Below are 24,563 nucleotides of genomic sequence, written 5' to 3' on the forward strand. Positions count from 1 at the left end.
GCGTCACCTTTAGATAATTTATGAATGACCTCTCCTACATATACCGCTTCATCAGATGCATGATTGAGATACTCTTTAATTTCAACACGAGACTGTTGTTCTAGTGATTGCCATAGCTCTAACCAATCTTTACGTTGAACACTCTCTTCCTCCATCAATGATCTAAAGAAATCGTTTGCCGAAATTTCATATGAAATATTAGGCGGCATTGGGAAAACATCAATTTTATCATTATTCTGCACTAAAATTTGGTACGCTTTCGTACGTTTTAACCATTGGTTTAATTTCTTAGAAATCACCGGTTTACCCACACGAATAACGAAATCCACATCTAAATCTAAACCTGCACGATAAAGTAAATCATATGTTGTAATTACATTGGGATGATTACTTTTACGTAATTGACTTAATGGGTCAGCTAAAATCGGCATATCATAAACTGTAGAGTACGTCAGAATTTGGTCGACTTCTTGATGTTGCATATCTCCTACAATGATAAGTCCTTTTTTCTTTTGCAGTATCGCACTAATCCCTTTTACCGCAATGCTCTTTTGATAATGCGGTAATGTTTTAACTTGAGACTTCAGTAAATCTACACGATTCATATCAGGTGTTAATGGCTCTCTAAAAGGCATATTAAAATGAATCGGGCCTCGATGTGGGCCGTATAAATACTGGCTAGCAATTTGCATTTGATAGTGAATCGTATAAAGCATTTGCTCAGTGCCATCCGCGATAGGTAGATCAAATTGGAAATTAACATAATTACTAAACATATTAACTTGATTGATTGCCTGAGGTGCGCCCACACTACGTAATTCATGTGGTCTATCACTTGTTAACACAATCAGTGGCACTCGACTAATTTGACATTCAGCAATTGCAGGCGTGTAGTTCGCAGCTGCTGTACCTGACGTACATAATATCGCAACTGGCTTTCCGCTTCCTTTAATCAGCCCTAATGCGAAGAACGCTGCGCTACGTTCATCAGGATGTATCCAGGTTTTAATTTTCGGATGTGCCTCAAATGCAAGCGCTAATGGTGTAGAACGAGATCCTGGACTAATAACAACTTCTCTTACGCCATACGCATATAATTCTGATGCAAACGTAAACACTTGTTGTGTCAAAGCATCGCTATGATTCGTCATAATTATCTACTCCTAATGCATTCATCATTGGTGAAAATTTGACTGCCGTTTCAGCAACTTCGCTATCAGGATCAGAATTCTTAACGATACCGCAACCTGCAAATAACGTTGCTTGATCACCCTTAATCAACATGGAACGAATCGCTACGATAAATTCACAATCATCGTACACGTCAATATAACCTACAGGAGATCCATAAAGGCCACGCGTACCGAATTCATTATTCTCAATAAATTCTAATGCTTCGGCTTTAGGATAACCACCCAACGCTGGTGTTGGATGTAAGCAATCGATTAAACCAATGTATGATTTGTCGTTTAAATGACCTTTTATTTCTGTATATAAATGATATAAATGATCATTCTTTAGAATATTTGGCGTTTCATTATAATCGATATCTTGCACAAAGGGTTTAATATCATTCAAAATACTTTCAACAACAAACTGATGTTCACCTAGGTTTTTCTTATCTTTTAAGAACGCCTTAATATTCTCTTCATCTTCTGCTTCATTATGAGAACGTTTAATTGTACCTGCTACAGCCTTTGTCGAAAGAATGCCATCTTCAACTTTAATTAATTGTTCAGGTGTTTGTGAAAAGAATATAGATTGATTAGATTCTAATAAGAAAATATAACTATTCTTCTCATTCTGGAGTGCTCGATTCAACACATAAGGAATATCAATTTCTTTATCAAACTTAATTAAACGTCTACGTGCAAGAACAATTTTTTTAGATTCATCAATCTTTTCAATGGATTCTTCAACGAGTTCACGCCAATCATCTTTATAAATATCTTCCATACGTGTGACGTTACCTCGTTCTGTTTCCGAAGAATCAACTTTCGTATGCTCGAAATACGAAACCAATTGTTTGAACGCTTCAATATCAAAATCTTGACGTTCAGTAGTATAAGTGATGAATGTACGTTCCCCTTCATTAGATATCAATACTTTAGGTAATACAAAGTGATTCAATCCATACTCTCGCCACTCATCATCAGACTTATGACTTGAAAATTGAAATCCGCCACATAATCTAAGATGGTGTCTACTTGTATCTGGATGAATTAATTCGATTTCATCTTTTAATTTTTCCCATTCCCTAAAGATAGACTGCTTATTTTCAAAGTTATTTTTAAACCTTTGAACAGCGTGATATCCAAAATATGAAGAATAATTGTCGTTCAATCGCATGTAAAAACGGTCTCCCGCTTCTTGTTCTGTTAAACGGAACAAAGCACTTGGTTCAATCGTTCTGTCTATTTCGACTTCTACAGAAACCCAGTCTTTGGTACTTGCGTATAACTTATCGACAATGTCTTCTTCTTTTACATTCACAGCCATTCTTATTTCACTTCTTTCTCCTTCGAATTTGACTCATTAATGTATTGTATCACTTTTATACGTAAGTGTTATCATTATTGCTTAAACTAAAAATGCAATTTTTCACGTCAATTGACCTTTAGCTATGATTCCTTTAAAATATTTATGATAAATATATAAAAATAAGAGGTTATGCATAATATGTCAGATCAATATCAACAATACTCAACCGTTAAGAAATACTGGCAGTTAATGAGACCTCATACCTTAACCGCAGCAGTTGTACCGGTTTTAGTTGGCACAGCCACTGCGAAAATTTATCTACTTGGTAGTGAAGACCATCTGAAATTTAGTTTATTCTTAGCCATGTTAATTGCATGTTTATTGATACAAGCAGCAACGAATATGTTTAATGAATACTATGATTTCAAAAAAGGTCTTGATGACCACAATTCTGTAGGTATCGGTGGCGCCATCGTGCGAAATGGTATGAGTCCGAAACTTGTCATGAACATAGCAATTGCATTTTACATTATCGCAGCACTGTTAGGTATCTTTTTAGCTATTCAAAGTTCATTCTGGATTATTCCAGTCGGAATCATTTGTATGGCTATCGGTTACCTTTATACTGGCGGACCAATGCCAATTTCATGGACTCCATTTGGTGAGCTATTCTCTGGCTTATTTATGGGTATGATTATCATTGTATTATCATTCTTCATCCAAACTGGAAACGTCCAAGGCTATGCGTTCTGGATTAGTATTCCAATCGTTATTACTATTGGCCTCATTAATATGGCTAATAATATCCGTGACCGTGTTAAAGACAAAGAAAGCGGCAGAAAAACTTTACCTATTTTATTAGGTAAACGCGCATCAATCATTTTTATGGCTGCAATGTATATTGTTGCTTATGTGTTCGTCATTTTCACAGCACTATTTAGAGCACCGGGTTCACTATTCTATTTATTAGTATTGTTATCATTCCCTATGCCAATTAAAGCTGTAAGACGATTCAATAAGAACGATACACCAGCTACAATGATGCCAGCAATGGCTGCCACAGGCAAAACCAACACATTCTTTGGACTTTTATATGCATTAGGTATATATATTAGTGCACTTTGTGGCGGTATCTAATTTCATATTTTTGATAACGAACTCGGCAATGAAATCATATTCAATTGTCGAGTTTTTAATTTAGTGTCATATGATGATACTTATGACCATATAAATCAATGTCCCCTATATCTTCGAAACCTAACTTTTTATATAGCTTTAGCGCACCCTCATTATCATAATCACAATTCAAACTCCACTTTGCATTCGGATCACTATCAATCAAATGTTTAAATAATTGTGTTGCAATCCCCTGTCCACGATATTCCGGAAAAGTAGCTACCGCTTCAATATAAATTTCATCATTATAGGCTTCTTTTTGAGGTAAAGGAGTACCTAATTCACGAATATCATCTTCGAGTGGTAAATTTAACCACTGTTGTTCCAAATCTAACTCTTGTTTCCCAGGATAAGCAATGATACATCCCGCAACGCTGCCATCTTTCTCATATACCCAAATATGATCATAATACGTACGATATTTAACATTTACAATACTTAATTCAATTGCTTCAATGACACGCTCTTGAGTCAAGGCCTTTGTTATATCTAGTTCCATATCTTTCCATATGATATAACACAATTCAGCAATCTGTTTGTTATCACTTGGACGTGCCTTTCTTATCATCATACATTCCCCTTTATAAATTAGGTTGCAATGTCATTATATATAATTTATTTGATTAAATAAAATTATTACTAAAACGATTGTTTTAACTTTGATGCTGTATGAAATTTTCTAAAATTCTAAAATTTACTTTTAAGAGAATCATAATTCGGGTAGTAACTAGATAATAAAACTTTAATAAAGGGAGAATGATTATGGATATTTTAAGAAGAGTATTTAGAATCTTAGTCACTGGCTATATTGTCAAAGTTATTAGAAACCTTATTTCAGGAAAATCAAGCCAAGGCAACAAAAATGACAGTGATAATAAAGAAAAGTAGTGAGTGGAATAGAAATATCACTTAACAAAATGAATTGCGTAGTTCCACACCCAACTTGCAATGTTTGTAGAATTTCTTAAAAAAGAAACTCTCTATGTTGGGGGTATTCAAGAGCAAGAATGAGTAACATTGAAAGGAGTTTGAGATAATAACACTTTCAATTTAGAAAATACTCTACTTTGATAAAGAAATTAAAAATATTTCTTAAAGTTAAAGTGATGAGCGACAACACAAGCACTAGAATACTTTGTATTATAATAATCGAATAAAAGCTTTTATAATGGTGGCCATATAAAGTGGTCGCCATTTTTTTGCATGACATTAACTACCTATCTATGAACCATTGACTTACTAGACAGATTGTAGTTTTTAGATTAACTTTTGCGTAGTATATAAAAAAGGATTTAACAACCACTAAATATGATTGCTAAATCCTATCTTTAAATGTAAACAAATTTTAAATACTGTTAATTATCGTTCTCAATAAGTCTTATATCACTCTTTTGTTTTTCATATCTTTTTAGTAACTTAAAATCGTGATTCTTTTCAAACCCGTCCCCGTCACAAATAGCTAAATTAAGACCTTCTCCATCTTTTACTAATTCATAAACATAATAAGAGCTATTACCTTCATTATAAATTAACTTGTGATCTTTAATACCCTCTCCAAAAATGTATTTTGAAAAGTGAGAGAGAACTAAATATTTACTATTACCCTCTTCTTTAATTTGATATTTTCCTGTAAATTCTTCGCCAGCATTTGATTTTCCTTGTGCTGAAACCACTTTGAATGTACCGTCATCTTTAAAAGTAAATATCGCATCTGTTTTTCCATCTACAATACCTTTAAACTCTCTGCCAGCGAGACCATCGCTACTTTTTCCACACCCTATTAATAATATAACCAAAGTACAAATACTGATTGGAATTAAAACATCCTTAATATGTTTAAAATACCTCATACAAAATCACCTTAATTAAATAATTTTATTATATTATATCAAAAATACCAATTTGATGGTAAACACTTTCAACTTTTTTATTACTATTCACACTCTTAGTCACAATCTGACTGAAAAATTTAAATGAATTAACTACACTGTTTTTAGTATATAGTAATAAATAAGCTAGATTACATATAAGTCTGGCTTAGCTTATATTTACTTTCTATCTTTATTCTTATAATCATTTTTATCCGGAGCTAAGAAATACATAGTTATTAAAAATACTAGTACTAATTTCAAGTATCTTCTTAACATTTCAGGCATATCTATAAATAAAGGTAAGAACACACCTAGAACCATAACTATGATGACTAATATAAGGTATATTTGTTTTCTTCTGATAATAACACCTCTCATAATACTACGGTAACAAATGTAGAGGTACTAACGTCAGCTATTGTTTTGTTAAACACTAGTCTATTATGCAAACCTTTAGATATTGCTTGTTGAACAGTCTCCCGGATCCTGTAATATATTAACAATAATCAAACACTGATTTGTAATGAAAAATTACTAACTAAGTATGATAATTTAATTGAAAATAGTCACTAATTAATTGAAGACAACAGTTTTAAAAAACATTAACTTATTTTTGGATTTTTGGTATAATAACGCTATATCAATTTTTTATAGAATTTACCGCTGCATTTCTAATACATACATATAAGTTAAAGTAACCAATACTCTTAGTATAGTTATTAATGGAAATACTACACCTAAATTTTATAAAGAAGAAATATATTGAATATGATAATGTTACCAAATTAAAGATCAATTAAATATTAGTCTTAATATGGTTACGCCTTACATTCAAGTAGACACATATCAATAATGACAACATCATCTTGTTATAATATACAACTTAAGTTTCAGCCTCAAAGTTCAACATAAAGCTGATGTAGTATATATTATTGATCTATTAGTATGCGGCTTTAAAAACTTATTAAAAGGGAGTAAAAAAATGGAAGAAAACTACAATAAGTATCAACAAGAAAGACAACAGGAACAATTTCAAGAATATCAGAAAATAAAGGAACAAAAAAAGAAGTCTAAAAAAGGTTGGCTATGGGGTTGTGGTGGATGTTTAGTTTTAATTGTTTTAATCATTATAGGCATTTCTGCTTGTACTGCTAGCATAACTAACACTAACTCAAATAACAGTTCAAATAATAGTACAAATGATACTAACGCTACTACTCAAGAAAAAGCTGCTTTGAACAAAGCAAAAATTTATTCTGATACTATGCACATGTCAAAACAAGGGATATATGATCAGCTAACATCTGATGCAGGTGAGAAATTTAAAGAAAAAGATGCTGATTATGCAATAAAACATTTAAAAGCTAACTACAAAGAGAATGCTAAAAAGAAAGCTAAGGATTACGTTGAACAACAAAATATGTCAAAAGATGCGGTATATGATCAATTAACTTCTTCTTACGGAGAGAAATTTACTAACGAAGAAGCACAATATGCTGTAGATCATCTAGAAAAGTAATTTAATTTTAGGGTAGCACATCTACCCTTTTTTTATTTTATTAAAGAAGTAAAAATAAACAGTTGTATAAAATAAATTAATGTGAATGATACTAAGATTTTAACTGTGACGTTAATATTTTAAAGAAATATTTAACAAAGGAAGATAAAAGTTTAGACATTAAACTAACGTCGTTCTAAGGATTGGAGGAATAAGCCGACAACTAAGTCGACAACTTCAAGAAAAATTTCAAATATTGTCAGTCTCGTTGACATTTTAATTTGAAACAGACTTTTACAAATTTCTACCAAAATAAAAAAGAACGTTGATTTAACAACGTTCTAACGTAATTCAGTAAAACAAAAGTTTACTAAATTTTACTATTTTACGGAAACGGAGGGATTCGAACCCTCGCGCCGCTCTCGCGACCTACACCCTTAGCAGGGGCGCCTCTTCAGCCAACTTGAGTACGTTTCCATATGGCTCCGCAGGTAGGATTCGAACCTACGACCGATCGGTTAACAGCCGATAGCTCTACCACTGAGCTACTGCGGATTAATGTTATTTTATGTATCTCTATCAAGCACAAATATTATTATATCAATCTTGTTGAGTTTTTCAAGAGATATCTTAAAAAAATATACGGAACATTTACACTAATTTAATATTAACGTTCCGCATATTTTAAAAATAAACACACGAAGTTCAAAACAATTATTAATATTAAAATGCTAGAATTTACGGCTATTTCTCTTCAAAAAGAGAATATCTAGATAAAGCTTCGAAAATATTTAATGAGGATTGATTATAGTCAATGGGTTGCTCAGGATCATTTGATTTCATACGTGCTTGTTTATCGACCATGTAGTAATAAATAATTGCATTAGTATATTGATGCCATAAACTATGATACGAAACATTTAATATAAATGATTCATTATTAGCAAATGTGATTTTACTTTTACGATTTTTAAGTTCTTTAATACTTTCAATATAATGCATGTTAATCCAGATATTTTCTTCTTGTCGATCAGAATGAGTTGGGAAAAAGTAAGTTGGAAATAAAGGAGTAAGTAAAATAGGTGGTTTACTAGTAATACCAGTAATTCGATTTGTTTCAGACTTCTTGCTCAGATAGCTATTACCATAAAATTTGCAAGACCTTTCAATAATTCTTTGTACTTTAAAAGGACTCTCCTTTCTAGTTTTATCAAATCTAATAATCTCAGCTCCTGAAGTTTGTTGATATTCATCATACCTTGGGCGAATTAACATGTCACCTTTTCTAATAACATAGATTGATTCACTAAAATTAGTCATTTGATTACCTCACTTCACAAAAATATTAATTATTGTTACTATTTTCTTTTAATAATAATAACTTAATATTAGTTTATACGAAGCATAAATTAAATCAAGTTCTACTTTTATTTTCTTTTTACACATATTTCTTTCTAAATGTCAGAATATTCATTGATTTCAAAATACAAAAACTGTATACTACTCATATATAAATAAAAAAGAAAGGTAGTGATTTTTTATGAATCATAATACTAATGTTAAGCACACTACTCTCGAAGACTTTGTGACCACTGTAAACGATTTAGGTGTGGAACTCGTTATCGATGAAGCGCTAAGGGAAGCGAGAAAGAAACAACTTAAAACGCTTATTGATGAAGCACTTGTTAACAAAAATAAGGAAGATTTTATTCAGTATACAGAAGAATATAAAAAATTGGAGGCTTTTCTCAGTGAATAATTTAGATTCGAGTCACTCATTATAAAAGGTCTATTCCCTACTTAATTTAAGTTTGAGAATAGACCTTTTTAATATAATTAAGACATTAATCTAATAATTTCATATTTATCAATATCACCAAAATAGTGATAAAAGTCATAATTTGCTAATGCTTCTTCTAAATGTTCAAAGTCATGTAAGCAACCTACAAGTGCACGCTCTAACTCAGTAATATCTCCTTCGCCGAAGAAATCACCAAATATCTTAGCATGTTCTATACGACCTTTTTTAACATCCAATTTAATTTGTATGAACCCTTTTTCAAATTTTTCTTCACGCTCAAAATTATATTTAGGATTATTACCGTAATTCCACTCCCAAGTACGATATTTCTCATTGCTCAACTTTTCAATGTTATTCCAATCTTCATCAGTTAAAACATATTCTTCTACTTCATTTTCACCAAAAATAGTTTTAAGAATAATTTGTTTAAATTCATTAATGTCTAAAGGTTCTTCTAAAAACTCATCTATATTAGCAACACGCTTTCTAACTGATTTCACACCTTTAGATTTAATCTTAGCAGGATTAACTTTCAAAGCATTTTGAACTTCGTCTAATTCACAATTTAACATCAACGTACCATGGCTGAACATTCTATTTTTCACTTTCACCATAGCATTTCCCGATATTTTAGCTTCTCCCACTTGAATATCATTTCGTCCTGTCATTTCAGCGTTGACACCAAGTGATTGTAAAGCTTGAACAATCGGCATTGTAAATTTTTTGAAGTTGTGGAAACTATTACCATCATCATCAGTAATAAAACTAAAATTTAAATTTCCAGTGTCATGATAAACCGCACCGCCACCAGATATACGTCGAACGACATCAATTTTATGTTGATCAATGTACGCTTTATTAACTTCTTCTATCGTATTCTGATTTTTACCTACGATAATTGAAGGTCTATTAATATAGAATAAAAAATAACTTTCCTCAGATGGAAGATTTTTAAGAACATATTCCTCCATTGCTAAGTTAAGTGTGGGATCAGTAATATTATTATTACTAATAAACTTCATAACATTCCTCTCCTTAAAAAGTCTCTCTATATGCCCTTACCCTAGTTATGAATGATTTATAATAAAATTTCCAATTATATACTCATTTATGTCTTACTTTTCATAATTAAATCTGCAAATAGAGTTTTTTTAAAGATATTAGTTTATTTGTTATGTAAATTTTAGTACAATATTACCTAGCTATGATTTAAGGGAGGACTCATTATGACTGTTGCAGAAGTAGGTAATATTGTAGAATTTTATGATGGTTTAAGAGGCCGTGTTGAGAAAATTAATGACAATTCTGTTATTGTAGATTTAACAATCATGGAAAACTTTAATGAACTAGATTTACCTGAGAAGACTGTCATTAATCATAAGCGATATAAAATCGTTGAACAAGAAGGTTAATTATAATGAAAAATGTTTCTAAAGCTTTAATTTGGTTTATTATAAGTTTCATCGTATTTCACGCTATTTTATTTGTGATGTGGGGTGAACACCAAGAGTACTGGTACTTATATACTGGCATTATGCTAATAGCAGGAATAAGTTATGTGTTTTATCAAAGAGACATTGCATCAAAACGTTTATTAACTTCAATTGGGATTGGTATAATTACAAGTATTGTACTTATTATTGTACAACTTATTTTTTCACTTATTTCATCAGATTTATCATACGCATCGTTAATTAAAGAATTATCTAGAACGGGTGTTTATTTTAAATGGCAAATGCTCGTCACTTTATTGTTCGTGATTCCATGTCATGAATTATATATGAGAACCGTCTTACAGAAGGAATTAATTCGATACAAATTACCTAAATGGTTAAGCATACTTATTGTCGCAATTTGTTCAAGTTCCTTATTCATTTATCTCGATAACTGGTGGATAGTATTCTTTATATTTATAACTCAATTAATTTTATCAGCAAGTTACGAATATACTAGACGTATAGCTACAACTTCTATTGCTCAGATTGTTGCTATAATATTATTATTGATTTTTCACGGATAAAAAGCATTTCTTAGTCTGATTACTTTAGGCTAAGAAATGCTTTTTTAATGAAGTAAATTTACCTCGTGTCTCGTTAATAATAATGACGGGTTATTTAAAGGTTAACTTTAAAATTATTTTCAACTTTTACATCATAGTTTGTGTTTTTTAAATTGTTTCTAATCAAGCCACCCATAGTTTCTCCATATGTTTCATGAATGATTGCATCTTCTAAATATTCTTTATAGTTTCTATAACAATAATCCGTCATAGTTATTCTATACATTCGCTCACTATCTAAGTCTTCTATTTCGACCCTATGATATGGTTCTTTATTCATATCAACTGTATAATTAAAACCTTGCCAAAATGTAAATAAAGTTTCATCTACAATCGTTAAACTCAATGTTCCCTGTTCAAATTCAATATGAGAGTAACTGTATTCAATGATGTCTTTGATATTTTTACCTTTAACAGTTAAATCAACTGGTTTGTCTGGATGAGGATAAGCATCATATAAATCTCTATTACGAATGACACCGTTTAACCCTTCTTCACCATTCTTAGGTATATGCACACAAGAAATTTTGTAATCATATGCATTCCTAATACCATCATGAAGTAATTGAGCAAATGGATGAGGCTTACAAATTATCTCCTCGATACCGTTAATTTCGAGATTAAACTTATTATTAGATATGACCTCGTCTGCCCAATATTCTACAGCCTTACGATCATAATACGTTTCTTTGAGTAATAACTCATCTTCTTCATAATTATTTAAATCTATGACTTTCGATTCTATATTATCAATTTCATATGAGGTCGTACGCTTTTTAAAGTGTATGGAGAGATGAACTAATTCTTCGGCATTTTGCCCCGCTTGAACATAAACTGTCTCATGATCTTTACCAACTACAGTTTGATGTTGATGTGCGGTAATAATTAAATCTATCACACCTAATTCTTCCATGATTTTTTCAGCTTCGTTTGCATTTTGTTCATTTCTTTTATTTTGTTTGCTAATTTTATTGAGTCCGCCATGATAGATAACAATAAGGAAATCCGGTTCCTCTACTTCATGGATATATCTAATCCATCGCTTAGCAGATAATAACGTCTTTTCAATACTGACATCATCTTCCATTTCGGCATATTCATTTTTCATAAGTCCGTCCGCTGTTAATCCGACAATGGCTATTTTTAAATCATCGTAATTTTTAATCGTATATGGCGTTGAAAAATATGGCTCTCTAGTTACCGTATACTCTATATTCGCAGATAACCATGGAAATCGTGCCAATGCAACAGATCGCGTTAAAAATGATAGACCAAATTTAAATTCATTAGGACTTATACCACTAGCATCATATTGCATAGCATTCATTAATTTAATCATTGGATGTCGCTTATAAGGAGCGACAACTGCATAATAGAAAGCAGCAAGTGAACCGGCTAAACTTCCTCCGCTATCTAATAAAATGACATGTTTGTTTAGTTTACGTGCATTTTTTACGTAAGTTCCTGCTCTGTATATATTAGATCCATAATCACCATTTAAGAAGTGACTATGCATATCTGACGTTGCGATGACATCTACAGTTATATTTTCATTCTTTTCCATCAGGCCACTCCTCTCAATAGATTAAGTTTAACATGGAAGCAGTATCGAGTGTTATTAAACTAATGGCCAATTATTAAGTTACGTAATGATTTTCAAATTAAAATAAAAACACTTTCAGCAAAATAAAATATTTTACCAAAAGTGTTTTCATATTTTTTAACCAATTTGTATACGTTCTTTAGGATAGCTATATTTATCTGGTTCTTTACGTCCAGCAAGCATGATAATGAATGAAATTAAGCCAACACGTCCTATAAACATAAGAACCATTAATACAATTTTAGTTATATTACTAATGTTGTCAGCAGTCGCACCTAGACTCAGTCCACAAGTCCCAAAAGCTGACATGACTTCAAAGAACACTTGTAAAAATGATAACTTACCTTGTTCAGTGGCTGATATCACAATCATACTTATAAACGTTAAAATTGATGCCATTGTAAATACTGCGAAGGATCTTTGGATATCCATAATGTGAACTTCCCTATTAAAGGCCTTTATAGCTGTTTTATCAGCAGTATTATTAAAATTAATCACAAAAAGTATAAGAATTGCAAAGGTAGTCGTTCTAATTCCTCCCCCAACCGAACTTGGAGAGGAACCAATAAACATTAATATACTCATAATAATATTCGTTGCATCACTGAAATGCGATGCATCTATTGTTTGTAAACCAGCACTTCTAGTAGTCGCTGACTGGAATAATGAATAGAATAAAGATTGATGCCAACTTAATCCCTTAAAAGCATGGTTATGTTCAAGTAAGAAAATTGATATAACACCAAATACAAATAAAAATAAGTATGTAGACGTTGTAATTTTAGTAAATAATGAGAACCTAAAATTAGTAACTCTATTCTTTAAATACGCTTTTAATTCTAATAGCACGGGAAATCCAATTGACCCTAATACAATTAAGAACATCACTATGGTTTGAACAAAGTAGTCTTTGGCATAGGGTACAAGTGATTGACCAGTAATATCTAGACCACCATTGGTCGTTGCTGAAACTGAAACAAATATTCCCTGCATAAAAGCATTTTTCAAGTCAGGATTATCTCGATAAAAATAAAAAGCTAATAATAATCCTCCTACAAGTTCAATCACAAATATTGTTCTTACAATTTCCAAAATCAGTTTAACTGTACCACTCATTGTATCCTTATTATTATCTAACATAATAAGTTGACGTTCTCTTATACCAATGTGTTTGCCTAAAACTACCCATAACAGTGTACCGATGGCCATAACACCAATTCCACCAATATTTAAGATAACTAATATGATAATTTGTCCAAACGTAGAATAAGTGTCTCCAATACTTACTGGAGATAACCCTGTCACACTAATTCCTGAAACTGCAACGAATAATGTATCAATAGGATTAACATTTACACCGGGTTTATGCACATAAGGTAGATTTAATAATAAGAATGCAACCACAATTGCAAAGAGATAATATAGTACAATCCCTTGTTGAGGACTCGATTTCTTAAGTAATTGACTTAAAATAGACATAGATTTCACCTCAACGTTTATTTCAATTTAATTTTGATATTTTTTTCTGAACCATTTCTGTAAATTTTAGCTGTTAAAGTTTTTAAATCGTCTTTATGACTATATATTATCTGTCTATAACGTAGATTATCTTCAACAGTTTTACCATCTAATTCTACTATTACATCATCTTTTTTCAAGCCTGATTTTTCACCTAAGCCATTTTTTTCAACGTCACCAATTAAGACACCGTTGTTTACATTAGAAGGTAAATTTGAAGAATTACGTTCTGACTCATCCATATCTGCTACATTTTTAATTTTAATGCCAGTATTCGGATATTTTACTTTTCCTTTATCTTCTAATTGTTGCGCTATTTTACGTACATCATTAATTGGAATAGCAAAAGCCATGCCCTCGACATTTTCCATATCAATTTTTAAAGAAACTATACCGATTAGCCTACCATCTTTATCAACAACTGCGCCACCTGAATTACCAGGATTTACAGGAGCATCAATTTGAAATGCTTTCATTAATACATCATAACTACCATTTTTATCTATATCTACAGGTACATGACGATCTAAACCTGAAATAATACCCTTAGAAACACTGCCTTTAAAGTCTACACCTAATGGGTTGCCCACGACTAAAATAGATTCACCTAATACTAAATTATTTGAATCTCCCATCGTAATAGTTTTGATACTGTCGTCTGAAATTTTAGCTTTAACCACAGCTATATCTGACCATTTGTCTTTACCAATGACTTTACCTTCAACTGATTTATTATTACTATATGTAACTTTCTGTTTTTCTTTGTCGCCTACAACATGTGCATTCGTTAAAATATAAATAGAGTCGTCCACTTTTTTGTAGACGACACCTGATCCAATTTCATTATCTGAGCCAGATTTACTTTTTGGTACAGTAGTATTATTTGATAAATCATTTTGAACAGTGACTACTGATTTGACAGTGTTATTCGCATTCTTCATTGTTGTAGTATAATTTTTATTCCCCCCATTAAATGCACTATCATTTGTGTGATCATTTTTATTTACTGTAGTAAAAATAGCATTAAGTATTAATAACAATAAGATGATTCCTATAATAATCAGTAATTTAGGCCAATGTTTTTTAAAGAATGAGGTAATCACATTTATAATGTGATCAAAATGATCACCTTTGTTTTCGTGATGTTGATTATGTGAAGTCTCTTGTGATGAATGAGTATTGTCCTTTTCAATATTTTGATTTTTAGGTTCTGTAGATTGATTATTTATAGGTGAGTAAGGCTTTTTATTTTCATGTTTACTTTTCTCTGCTGTCTTATGATTTTTTTCTGGTTCATTACGTGTAGCTGAATCTTTATGAATCTCATTTTTATCACGAGTTATTTCTTTATTATCCACTACATCTGCTTTAGATGACTGTGGTTGATTTCCTTCATCCTTAGAAAGATTATTATCTTTACTATCTACATCTTGGTGATGATTTGTTATTGAATAAGGTACCTTATTGTCTCTATTGTCTTTATTTTGCGCAATTTGACTATGTTCTTTATTATTTCGTTGGTCTTCTGATAAATTTAAACCATCTTTAGTTTTGTTAGTTTCTGTTTGTTCTAACCGACTTGCTTGTAATTCTTGATTTTCACCGTTTTGTCTTTCTTGAGCTAACTCATGTTGCTGTTGAATTTCTTCCTGAGTTAATTTCTCTATTCTAGCTTTACGTAAATTATCTTTCACACGCTCTTCATTCATCTTAGATTGGTGCTGTGCTTTTTCAACTTTTTTCTCTCGTGCTTCACGTTCTCGTCTTATACGTTCTTCTCTTTCTTCATTATGAAAAAATTCTCGTCGTTTACGACGATACTGGCTACGGGGTATGACTTGCTTTTTATCATTATCCACTTGATGACCCACTCCTAAAATTACTTTGATTCGTATGATATGTAAAAAAATATATATAAGTTATTTCTAAGCTTTTCCAAATTCATAATGATTTAGTTCATAGTTTAAATTCTAATATTTAAACTATAAAACTGCAATGTTCAACACAACAAAGTTAAAAAGAAACTCCACTCAAATTTTAAGTGAGTGGAGCATTTCAAAACTAATACCATTACTTTTGATTCTTTTTATTTTTAATTACAGAAGTAAACCATCCTATAAGTACTAATAAGATAAGTACCGCCCAGAAGATTGACTGCCATAGTGCCCCGTGTGGAAATTCTTCAGGTAAGACACCAATATCAGGATGTGCCAGTACCATTACTACTAGCTTAATACCAACCCATCCAACAATCGCGAATGCTGCACCTTCTAAACCAGGGTATTTGTTTAGAAGTTCAACAAACCAATTAGCAGCGAATCTCATGAGAATGACACCTATCATACCACCTAAGAACATAACGATAAATTGGCCTAAATCCATTCCACCGAAATGGATGCCCATCTTAGGTAACGTCACCGCAATAGCTAGGGCTGCTAACATAGAATCAATTGCGAATGCTATATCAGCAAATTCTACCTTGAAGACTGTGCCCCAAAAAGCTTTAGGTCCAACCTTCTTTTCATTACCAGATTCATCATAGTGGTGGTCATCACCTGTTTCTTTATGATGCTCTTCGTCAGATTTATGGAAGAAATCCCATAAGTTTTTAATAGACATATAAATTAAATAAATTGCACCAATCGCTTGGATCCACCAGAAATTCGCAATAATACTAATTAAGAATAAAGCAATAAATCTAAATATAAATGCACCTAATAAACCATAAAACAATGCTTTTTTACGTTGCTCTGGTGGTAAATGTTTGACCATCACAGCCATAACAATTGCGTTATCAGCTGCTAATAATCCTTCTAAGAACACAAGTACTACAAGCACCCATAAATAAGGTAAAATCAAACTTGGATCCATAGTGGACAACTCCTTTTATTTCGAAATACAAATAAAGAGACCTATGCTATATCCTAGCAAAGGTCTCACTAAGCAATAGTATTGCCCACTTTACCGGAAGACTTACCTTCGTAATGACGATAAAGTGTTAAATAGTATTCTACTAATCACTTTGATTAGCATTTACTATCCTCAAGTTACTCCCCTCTGACAAACGTGTCATAGGTATTCATTTGTTAATAATAGTATACATAGTTTGTATAACTAACTCAATCTAAATTATATTAAATTCGTTTTATACTTTTCTTAAAGATACCCATTAAATACCCTTCAAAATGAAAGTTAAACTTACAACTTATAATAAACTGTATAATTTAATATCAGGGAACTTTTCTTCAAACCATCTTGTCGCAAATTCATTTTCAAATAGGAACACGTAATTATCGTATCTGTCTTTCACAAGAATTGAACGTGACGTATTCATGTTGTCTTTAATATCTTCTTCATTTTCAATCCAACGTGCAATTTTACGTCCAACCGGTTCCATTACTACATCGACATTGTATTCATTCTTCATACGGTGTTCAAAAACTTCAAATTGTAATTGTCCCACAGCACCAAGAATGATTTGATTGGTATGTAGTGTTTTATAGTATTGAATTGCACCTTCTTGCACGAGCTGTTCAATTCCTTTATGGAAATGCTTTTGTTTCATCACATTTTTAGCAGAAACTTTCATAAATATTTCAGGTGTAAACTGTGGTAAATCTTGGAAACTATATTTTTGTTTACCACCAACCAGTGTATCACCGATTTGATAATTACCTGTATCGTATAAACCAATAATATCTCCCGCTACTGCATGGTTAACTGTTTCTTTATCATCCGCCATGAATGATGTAGAACGTGTAATCTTTTGTTTTTTACTCGTTCTTTGTAATGTGACGTCCATACCTCTTTCAAACGCACCACTGACAACACGCATGAAGGCAATTCTGTCACGATGTTTTGGATCCATATTTGCTTGAATTTTGAAAATAAATCCTGAAAAATCAGTATCAAATGGACTTACTTCAACCTCTTCATTTGTTTGACGTGCATTTGGCATAGGCGCATGATCAACATATGCATTCAAGAAGTTTTGCACACCAAAATTAGCTAAAGCAGAACCAAAGAAAACTGGTGTAAGTTCTCCGTTTAATAACGCATCATTATCAAAGTCTTCACCCGCTTCTTCTACAAGCATCATTTCTTCGATTGCTTGTTCAAAGGCACTATCATTTTTTATCTCATGATTTTCTTCGAGTTCATAATCTTCGTTTAGATGTAATAAATTCTCTTCATCTCTAAATGGTTCAATTGTCTTAGATTCTCTATCAATAATACCGAAAAAGTTTTGTCCCATACCTATAGGCCAATTCATAGGATACGTTTCAATATTTAAAGTTTCTTCGATCTCATCTAATAACTCAAACGGCTCTTTACCTACTCGGTCGAGCTTATTTATAAAAGTGAAAATTGGAATGCCACGCATTTTACAAACTTTAAATAATTTGAGTGTTTGAGGCTCAATCCCTTTCGCACAGTCAATGACCATTACAGCACTATCCACTGCCATTAATGTACGGTACGTATCCTCAGAGAAGTCTTCGTGTCCTGGTGTATCTAAGATATTAATTTTATAGTCATCATAATCGAATTGCATCACAGAACTTGTAACTGAGATACCACGTTCTTGTTCTACTTTCATCCAGTCACTTGTTGCGAATTTTCCTGACTTTTTACCTTTAACAGTACCTGCTTCTCTTATCGCACCACTGAAGTATAACAATTTTTCAGTTAAGGTCGTTTTACCAGCATCGGGATGTGAGATGATGGCAAATGTTTTTCTAGACTCTACTTCTTCCTTTAAATTCATTCATTTATTCTCCTTTTAGTTTGTTGCGATTAATTCACAAATGTCGCGTGCAAGTGCGTCCGCTTCATTTTCCGTATAAAAATTAAAAAATTGCATTAATAGTTCTTCATGAATTTCATCTTTAGACATTTCAATAGGCAGTTCAACAGACCAGTATATATCTGGAATCGCGATCATCATAACTTCCTTATCTACATTTTGGTAAAAATAGACATTCATTCTTAAACTATTATGGCAAAGTTGCTTAATCTTCAACAGGGCCACCGCCAAATTTCTTATACGCAGCTTCTAATCCGATTAAATCATCTCTATGCGGCACTTTCACATGTCCTGGCATGATTTGATAAGGTTCTCTACCTTTAGAGGCTAATACGACAGTATCGCCAGGTTCAGCTACATCTATTGCATGTCTAATGCCTTCTGCACGATCGTCAAATTCCACATAATTATCATGTGTAGCGCCTTTAGCCAATTCGTCTGTAAGCATTTTAGGGTCATCGTTAGCAGGGTTGTCTGGAGTAAAGATAACATAATCTGCACGACAAGCAACACTACCCATTTCTGGAGTTTTAGTCATATCTCTTTCACCAGCCATGCCAACTAAGAATATTAATTTTTGTTTTACAAATGGTTGCACAGCATCAATTAATTTATTCATTCCGTCTGCAGTATGTGCATAGTCAATAATTAAATCGATTGGCAATGATGGGTCAAGCACTTCTAAACGGCCTTCCACAGGTTCTAAAGAAGTTACAGCATTAATAATTTCTTCCATTGTGGCACCTTTACTCCATACCGCAATGATAGCTGCCATAATATTAGAAATGTTGAAACGTCCAACATATGGTGACTTCACATGAAAATCTCCAAATGGTGTACTCAAATCAAACTCGACACCTTGAAGAGATTCATTAATATTTTTAGCCATAAATTGTGCTTCGTTATCTATACCATATGTAAATACTTCATAAGGCGTGACACTTGCTAAGTAACCTGAAAAATCATCGTCATTATTCAACACAACATATTTTTCTTTAGATAAATCTTCACCGAGTTGGCTAAATAATAATGATTTAGCATGACCATATGCTTCCATTGTGCCATGGAAATCCAAATGATCTTGAGTTAAATTTGAGAAGATAGCTACATCAAATTCAACGCCTCTTAAGCGTCCAAGAGATAAACCATGACTAGACACTTCCAACGTCATTGCTTCAGCACCCTCATCCACAGCTTCTTTAATTTTCTTAGTTAAAGAGACCGTTTCTGGTGTAGTGTTTGCACCTTTCGTTTTCTTTTCATTAATTTGGAATCCATTTGTTCCTAAATATGCACTACTTTTATTTAACTTTCTGTAAATTAAATGAATCATCGTAGCAATTGAAGTTTTGCCGTTGGTACCTGTCACACCGTATGTTGTTAATTGATGACTCGGAAAATCAAATAACGTATGGGCAAGCAAACTCGCAACACGTAAAGTGTCAGGAACAATGACTTGTGTTACGTCTCCCTCAAGTTCTAGTTCTCTATTCACGACAACAATACGACATCCTTGTTCAATGACATTTTGACAAAATTTATGACTATCGACTGTATATCCTTTAGAAGCAACGAATATACTTCCTTCTTTGGCTGTACGTGAATCAGTAGTAATATCATCTACATTTATATCTAACGTTCCAATTACGTTTTTTACTCTTATTTTTTCGAACAACGCACTTGCATTCAAAATGTATCGCTCCTTTTTTTACAATAATTCTATTATACACGTTTTGTGAGTGTTGATAAATTTATTCTTATTTGTGCAATTCAATGTGTTCCAAATGAATTCTTCAATATTTAATATTATTTCATTTTAACTATCTATATATGATTTTAATGTTAATATGAAGCTATTTTATTAAGCTAAAGTAAAAATATCTTTAAAATATTTCCATAACCCTTTTCATCCCGATACAATTTCTACAAATAATGCTAGTATGAAAATAGGTTAAGAAATTATAAAGATTTTGCTAAGATACTTTTGAGGTACAACGAATTTTTATTTGAGTAATTTAAAACTTATTTTGAAGATGAGTATGGTATAATGCATAAATAAAAATTTTAGTTATTTAGTTTGCATAGTAGTTAAACTATTCGAAAAGTGTTGCACACTGCATTTATAGTGGATGATTGCTAAGATTTATTGTCGCTTAATTCCTTTTATAATGTATGAAAATACGTTACACTTATTATAAATTTTAAAAATTAATGGAGGGTGGCTATAAATGGTTACTCAAAATAAAAAGATATTGATTATTACTGGCTCTTTTGGTAACGGTCATATGCAAGTCACGCAAAGTATTGTCAACCAATTGAATGAAATGAACCTCGATCATTTATCAGTAATACAACATGATTTATTTATGGAAGCTCATCCAATTATGACTTCTATATGTAAAAAATGGTACATCAATAGCTTTAGATATTTTAGAAATATGTATAAACGTTTTTATTATAGCCGCCCTAACGAGCTTGATAAATGTTTTTATAAATATTATGGATTAAATAAGTTAATTAATTTACTTATTAAAGAGAAACCGGACTTAATCTTATTAACATTCCCTACGCCAGTAATGTCAGTATTAACAGAACAATTCAACATTAACATCCCAATTGCCACTGTCATGACTGATTATCGTATGCATAAGAACTGGATTACTCCGGATTCGCAAAGATATTACGTAGCTACAAAGGATACGAAACAAGATTTCGTAGAAGCTGGTGTTCCAGCCTCTCATATTAAAGTTACAGGTATCCCAATTGCAGATAAATTTGAAGAACCTATTAATAAAGAAGCTTGGTTAGCCAAACATCATTTAGACCCGAATAAACCTACGATTTTAATGTCAGCTGGTGCATTCGGCGTATCTAAAGGGTTCGATTACATGATTAATGAAATATTAGATAAGAGTCCTCACTCTCAAGTGGTGATGATATGTGGGCGTAGTAAAGAACTCAAACGCTCATTAAAATCAAAATTTAAAGATAATCCAAGTGTATTAATTCTTGGCTACACAAATTATATGAATGAATGGATGGCTTCAAGTCAGCTCATGATTACTAAACCAGGCGGGATTACAATTTCCGAAGGATTAACAAGATGTATTCCGATGATTTTCTTAAATCCTGCTCCTGGACAAGAACTTGAAAATGCTCATTATTTCGAAGAAAAAGGATTCGGCAAGATTGCAGATACACCTAATGAAGCAATCAATATCGTATCCGATTTAACCAATCATGAACATAAATTGGAAAATATGACTAATCAAATGCGAGAATCAAAGGTAAGTTATTCAACTCAAAAATTATGTAGAGACTTATTAGACTTAATTGGTCACTCATCACAACCTGAAGAAATATACGGAAAGGTTCCTTTATATGCAAGATTCTTCGTTAAATAATTATTCTAATAACAGAAATTTCGTTATTATGTTAGTTATTTTATTCTTAATGGAATTTGCACGAGGCATGTACATACTAAGTTATATTAACTTCTTACCTACTGTGACGTCGATTGCAATTGCAATTACTTCATTTGCATTTTCCATTCATTTTATAGCTGATGCAGCTACGAACTTTGTCATTGGTTTCTTACTCAAGAAATTTGGTGCCAAAGTGGTACTTACTGCTGGATTTTTACTCGCATTTGTAAGTTTATTTTTAGTGATTTGGTTTCCAGCCTCACCTTTTGTAATTATCTTTAGTTCAATTATGCTGGGTATTGCTGTGAGCCCTATATGGGTGATTATGCTGTCTAGTGTCGAGGAAAATAATCGTGGCAAACAGATGGGCTATGTTTATTTTTCATGGTTACTTGGTTTATTAGTCGGTATGGTTGTAATGAATTTATTAATCAAATTACATCCTACTCGATTTGCATTTATGATGTCATTAGTTGTTCTTATAGCTTGGATTTTATATTACTTTGTTAACATTAAATTAACTAACTATAATACTAAACCAGTTCCCGAGCAACTTAAACAAATTGTAGATGTAACAAAACGCCACCTTGTTTTATTTCCCGGGATATTATTACAAGGTGCAGCTATAGCAGCACTAGTCCCAATTTTACCTAAATATGCTACTAAAGTAGTTAAAGTTTCTACCGTTGAATATACTGTTGCTATCATTATTGGCGGTATTGGTTGCGCAGTTTCAATGTTATTTTTATCGAAGATTATTGACAATAACAGTCGCGGATTTATGTATAGTATTATTTTCGGTGGATTCATCTTATATACTATCCTAATATTCGGACTATCAATGGTAACTAATATTTATATCGTATGGGTCATTGCCCTGTTTATTGGATTAATGTACGGAATTTTGTTACCAGCGTGGAATACGTTTATGGCTGGACATATTAACCCCGACGAACAAGAAGAAACTTGGGGCGTATTTAATAGTGTTCAAGGTTTCGGATCTATGATAGGTCCTTTAATCGGTGGTTTAATTACACAATTTACAAATAGTTTAAATAATACATTCTATTTTTCAGCTTTAATCTTTATATCGCTAGCTGTATTTTACGGTTATTACTTTATTAGTGGTAAACAAAACTCCAAATCATAATAGATCACTAAAGCGTTCAGAATTTTTGTGTTCTGAACGTTTTTCTTTTATCCTAATAAAAAAGAAAGCTAAGACATAATTATCTCAGCTTTCTTCAACATATTGGCAATAAATGTCTGAATTGGTAGTGCGCTTATACAAAGCTTTTTTCAATCATAACCATCCTTGCCGACGGTTCCCAACATAGAGAATTTCTTTTTTATGAAATTCTGTAAATTATGCAAGTTGGATGTGGAACAACAAAAATAATATGCCAAATGAAATGTCTGCCCCACTTCCATATATTTTTATTATCCTAACTTAAATGTCTCTATTACTGACCATTTATCGTCTTCTTCACTATATTGTAGTAAAGAAAGTTCACTAATTGTTTCTTTATGATCTACCCCTGCTAATTTAACTTGACCATAAATATCTTCGAACTCTTGGCTTGAAAGGCCTTGTGCAATTGTAAAATGCGGAACAAAAGTATGTTCAGCTTTACCATAAAACTCGTCAGCGTTAAATTGATCGAATAATTTTTCTAATGAATCAGTTTTTGCCACTTTGAAGTAAATCACATTTGTTGTTGGAGCGAAATTTGAAGCTTTTGTCGCATGTACATCGACAGGTTGAATGTCGCTAATACGTTTTTTCACTTCTTCTTTAATAGAATTTAATTCATTATCGTCGATTTCAAATTGAGATTTAATTGTAATATGAGGCATAATTTGTGCATAATGCGTATCATAACGCTTACGGTATGCATTCACCTCATCTTGAAATGACTCAGACGGAACTAATGCTAATCCTAAAATCATTTAAATTCCTCCTTTGTTTAACATATTTCCATTATATCAAAATTTTTTGAAAACCGTTACTTTAAAAGTGAAAACAATTACATTTTAGAAATTTCTACATTTAAGATATTTACTTTTCAAGAAACTTCTAAATCATTTTTATAATGTCAAATATATCTTTTAAAACAAGGACTTAATCAGGGATAACATCGCTTAAGAAATATTTTAAGATATCTCCTAACATAGGTTTCCACGATTTCCAACTATGACCGCCTTCAAATTCAGTATAATAATAATCCATATCATAGCCTTTAATGAGCTCAGAAAGTTCTCTATTTGGTGTGAGAAAATTAGCTCTTTCACCATTAGTAGGTAAAGTAAAATCTTCTTCCTCT

At 31.9% G+C, this 24,563-nt stretch carries 22 protein-coding genes, 2 tRNA genes, 2 pseudogenes and 1 riboswitch; of the genes and pseudogenes, 8 read left to right on the top strand and 18 right to left on the bottom strand.

What is annotated here, in order from left to right; translation table 11 throughout:
* Positions 1-1,151, bottom strand: a 1,151-nt coding sequence (gene menD, locus HMPREF3264_RS12975; RefSeq protein ID WP_256323972.1) for a 2-succinyl-5-enolpyruvyl-6-hydroxy-3-cyclohexene-1-carboxylic-acid synthase, incomplete at its 3' end; no start/stop codon positions are given.
* Complete coding sequence (locus HMPREF3264_RS08450; RefSeq protein WP_044466312.1) at positions 1,138-2,499, bottom strand: isochorismate synthase; 1,362 nt, start codon at positions 2,497-2,499, stop codon at positions 1,138-1,140. The genes menD and HMPREF3264_RS08450, both read right to left, overlap by 14 nt.
* A gap of 180 nt (positions 2,500-2,679) precedes the next feature.
* On the opposite strand from HMPREF3264_RS08450, the gene HMPREF3264_RS08455 reads away from it, so the two are divergent.
* Positions 2,680-3,618 carry a 1,4-dihydroxy-2-naphthoate polyprenyltransferase gene (locus HMPREF3264_RS08455; protein WP_037541296.1) on the top strand — a complete coding sequence of 313 codons (939 nt, stop codon included), beginning with the start codon at positions 2,680-2,682 and terminating at the stop codon, positions 3,616-3,618.
* A 55-nt stretch (positions 3,619-3,673) separates the two neighbouring features.
* On the opposite strand, the gene HMPREF3264_RS08460 is transcribed toward HMPREF3264_RS08455, so the two are convergent.
* Positions 3,674-4,225 (bottom strand): GNAT family N-acetyltransferase, encoded by a 552-nt coding sequence (locus tag HMPREF3264_RS08460; RefSeq protein ID WP_070872968.1) that lies wholly within the window; start codon positions 4,223-4,225, stop codon positions 3,674-3,676.
* A gap of 194 nt (positions 4,226-4,419) precedes the next feature.
* Between HMPREF3264_RS08460 and HMPREF3264_RS12980 the strand changes: the two genes are divergently transcribed.
* On the top strand, positions 4,420-4,545 hold the full coding sequence (locus HMPREF3264_RS12980) for an SAR1012 family small protein (RefSeq protein ID WP_256323973.1): 126 nt from the start codon (positions 4,420-4,422) through the stop codon (positions 4,543-4,545).
* Positions 4,546-5,012: 467 nt separating this feature from the next.
* Here HMPREF3264_RS12980 and HMPREF3264_RS08465 read toward each other — a convergent pair whose 3' ends face one another.
* Entirely contained in the window at positions 5,013-5,507 is a 495-nt protein-coding gene (locus HMPREF3264_RS08465) for a hypothetical protein (protein ID WP_070872970.1), read from the bottom strand.
* A gap of 1,003 nt (positions 5,508-6,510) precedes the next feature.
* Between HMPREF3264_RS08465 and HMPREF3264_RS08470 the strand changes: the two genes are divergently transcribed.
* The gene (locus HMPREF3264_RS08470) at positions 6,511-7,047 is read left to right on the top strand and encodes an Ltp family lipoprotein (protein WP_070872973.1); all 537 of its coding nucleotides are present in this window, start codon (positions 6,511-6,513) and stop codon (positions 7,045-7,047) included.
* A 367-nt stretch (positions 7,048-7,414) separates the two neighbouring features.
* Here HMPREF3264_RS08470 and HMPREF3264_RS08475 read toward each other — a convergent pair.
* The 3 genes from HMPREF3264_RS08475 to HMPREF3264_RS08485 all read right to left on the bottom strand — a co-directional run bounded on the left by HMPREF3264_RS08475 (position 7,415) and on the right by HMPREF3264_RS08485 (position 8,346).
* Positions 7,415-7,503: transfer RNA gene (locus HMPREF3264_RS08475), tRNA-Ser, on the bottom strand.
* Positions 7,504-7,506: 3 nt separating this feature from the next.
* Positions 7,507-7,581: transfer RNA gene (locus tag HMPREF3264_RS08480), tRNA-Asn, on the bottom strand.
* Positions 7,582-7,770: 189 nt separating this feature from the next.
* The gene (locus HMPREF3264_RS08485) at positions 7,771-8,346 is read right to left on the bottom strand and encodes a competence protein ComK (RefSeq protein WP_002441902.1); all 576 of its coding nucleotides are present in this window, start codon (positions 8,344-8,346) and stop codon (positions 7,771-7,773) included.
* A gap of 220 nt (positions 8,347-8,566) precedes the next feature.
* On the opposite strand from HMPREF3264_RS08485, the gene HMPREF3264_RS08490 reads away from it, so the two are divergent.
* Positions 8,567-8,785 carry an IDEAL domain-containing protein gene (locus HMPREF3264_RS08490; RefSeq protein WP_002441901.1) on the top strand — a complete coding sequence of 73 codons (219 nt, stop codon included), beginning with the start codon at positions 8,567-8,569 and terminating at the stop codon, positions 8,783-8,785.
* A gap of 77 nt (positions 8,786-8,862) precedes the next feature.
* Here the strand turns inward: HMPREF3264_RS08490 and HMPREF3264_RS08495 are convergent, their stop codons facing one another.
* The gene (locus HMPREF3264_RS08495) at positions 8,863-9,849 is read right to left on the bottom strand and encodes a lipoate--protein ligase (RefSeq protein ID WP_070872976.1); all 987 of its coding nucleotides are present in this window, start codon (positions 9,847-9,849) and stop codon (positions 8,863-8,865) included.
* Positions 9,850-10,053: 204 nt separating this feature from the next.
* Between HMPREF3264_RS08495 and HMPREF3264_RS08500 the strand changes: the two genes are divergently transcribed.
* Both HMPREF3264_RS08500 and HMPREF3264_RS08505 read left to right on the top strand, forming a co-directional pair.
* Positions 10,054-10,239 (top strand): YkvS family protein, encoded by a 186-nt coding sequence (locus HMPREF3264_RS08500; protein WP_002433441.1) that lies wholly within the window; start codon positions 10,054-10,056, stop codon positions 10,237-10,239.
* 5 nt (positions 10,240-10,244) lie between these two features.
* Positions 10,245-10,847, top strand: coding sequence for a CPBP family glutamic-type intramembrane protease (locus tag HMPREF3264_RS08505; protein ID WP_002441897.1), 603 nt, complete (start codon positions 10,245-10,247; stop codon positions 10,845-10,847).
* A gap of 94 nt (positions 10,848-10,941) precedes the next feature.
* Here the strand turns inward: HMPREF3264_RS08505 and HMPREF3264_RS08510 are convergent, their stop codons facing one another.
* From HMPREF3264_RS08510 to HMPREF3264_RS08540, 8 genes and pseudogenes are all read right to left on the bottom strand, one after another.
* Positions 10,942-12,450 (bottom strand): bifunctional metallophosphatase/5'-nucleotidase, encoded by a 1,509-nt coding sequence (locus tag HMPREF3264_RS08510; protein WP_070872979.1) that lies wholly within the window; start codon positions 12,448-12,450, stop codon positions 10,942-10,944.
* A 156-nt stretch (positions 12,451-12,606) separates the two neighbouring features.
* Entirely contained in the window at positions 12,607-13,968 is a 1,362-nt protein-coding gene (locus tag HMPREF3264_RS08515; protein ID WP_002441893.1) for a TrkH family potassium uptake protein, read from the bottom strand.
* Between the two features lie 17 nt (positions 13,969-13,985).
* A pseudogene (locus HMPREF3264_RS13135) lies at positions 13,986-15,101 on the bottom strand (S1C family serine protease); the annotation flags it as partial.
* 536 nt (positions 15,102-15,637) lie between these two features.
* A pseudogene (locus HMPREF3264_RS13140) lies at positions 15,638-15,866 on the bottom strand (serine protease); the annotation flags it as partial.
* A 211-nt stretch (positions 15,867-16,077) separates the two neighbouring features.
* Positions 16,078-16,878 carry a TerC family protein gene (locus tag HMPREF3264_RS08525; protein WP_002441889.1) on the bottom strand — a complete coding sequence of 267 codons (801 nt, stop codon included), beginning with the start codon at positions 16,876-16,878 and terminating at the stop codon, positions 16,078-16,080.
* Between the two features lie 71 nt (positions 16,879-16,949).
* Positions 16,950-17,075: riboswitch (yybP-ykoY riboswitch) on the bottom strand.
* A gap of 137 nt (positions 17,076-17,212) precedes the next feature.
* Complete coding sequence (locus HMPREF3264_RS08530; protein ID WP_070831979.1) at positions 17,213-18,775, bottom strand: peptide chain release factor 3; 1,563 nt, start codon at positions 18,773-18,775, stop codon at positions 17,213-17,215.
* 15 nt (positions 18,776-18,790) lie between these two features.
* Entirely contained in the window at positions 18,791-19,030 is a 240-nt protein-coding gene (locus HMPREF3264_RS08535) for a YueH family protein (RefSeq protein ID WP_070831982.1), read from the bottom strand.
* Positions 19,020-20,504, bottom strand: a complete 1,485-nt coding sequence (locus HMPREF3264_RS08540; protein WP_070872984.1) for a UDP-N-acetylmuramoyl-L-alanyl-D-glutamate--L-lysine ligase — start codon at positions 20,502-20,504, stop codon at positions 19,020-19,022. Before HMPREF3264_RS08540 ends, HMPREF3264_RS08535 begins: the two co-directional genes overlap by 11 nt.
* A 538-nt stretch (positions 20,505-21,042) precedes the next feature.
* On the opposite strand from HMPREF3264_RS08540, the gene HMPREF3264_RS08545 reads away from it, so the two are divergent.
* Both HMPREF3264_RS08545 and ltaA read left to right on the top strand, forming a co-directional pair.
* Complete coding sequence (locus HMPREF3264_RS08545; protein WP_070831988.1) at positions 21,043-22,218, top strand: diglucosyl diacylglycerol synthase; 1,176 nt, start codon at positions 21,043-21,045, stop codon at positions 22,216-22,218.
* Positions 22,196-23,389, top strand: a complete 1,194-nt coding sequence (gene ltaA / locus HMPREF3264_RS08550; RefSeq protein ID WP_002441879.1) for a lipoteichoic acid biosynthesis MFS flippase LtaA — start codon at positions 22,196-22,198, stop codon at positions 23,387-23,389. The genes HMPREF3264_RS08545 and ltaA overlap by 23 nt, the downstream gene beginning before the upstream one ends.
* 290 nt (positions 23,390-23,679) lie before the next feature.
* On the opposite strand, the gene HMPREF3264_RS08555 is transcribed toward ltaA, so the two are convergent.
* On the bottom strand, positions 23,680-24,189 hold the full coding sequence (locus HMPREF3264_RS08555; RefSeq protein WP_070872986.1) for a YjcG family protein: 510 nt from the start codon (positions 24,187-24,189) through the stop codon (positions 23,680-23,682).
* A 172-nt stretch (positions 24,190-24,361) separates the two neighbouring features.
* Positions 24,362-24,563, bottom strand: a 202-nt coding sequence (locus HMPREF3264_RS12635) for an alpha/beta hydrolase-fold protein (protein ID WP_256323974.1), incomplete at its 5' end; no start/stop codon positions are given.

Origin of the sequence: Staphylococcus sp. HMSC62A08 (assembly GCF_001839105.1) — a bacterium.
GTDB classification, from domain to species: Bacteria; Bacillota; Bacilli; order Staphylococcales; family Staphylococcaceae; genus Staphylococcus; species Staphylococcus caprae.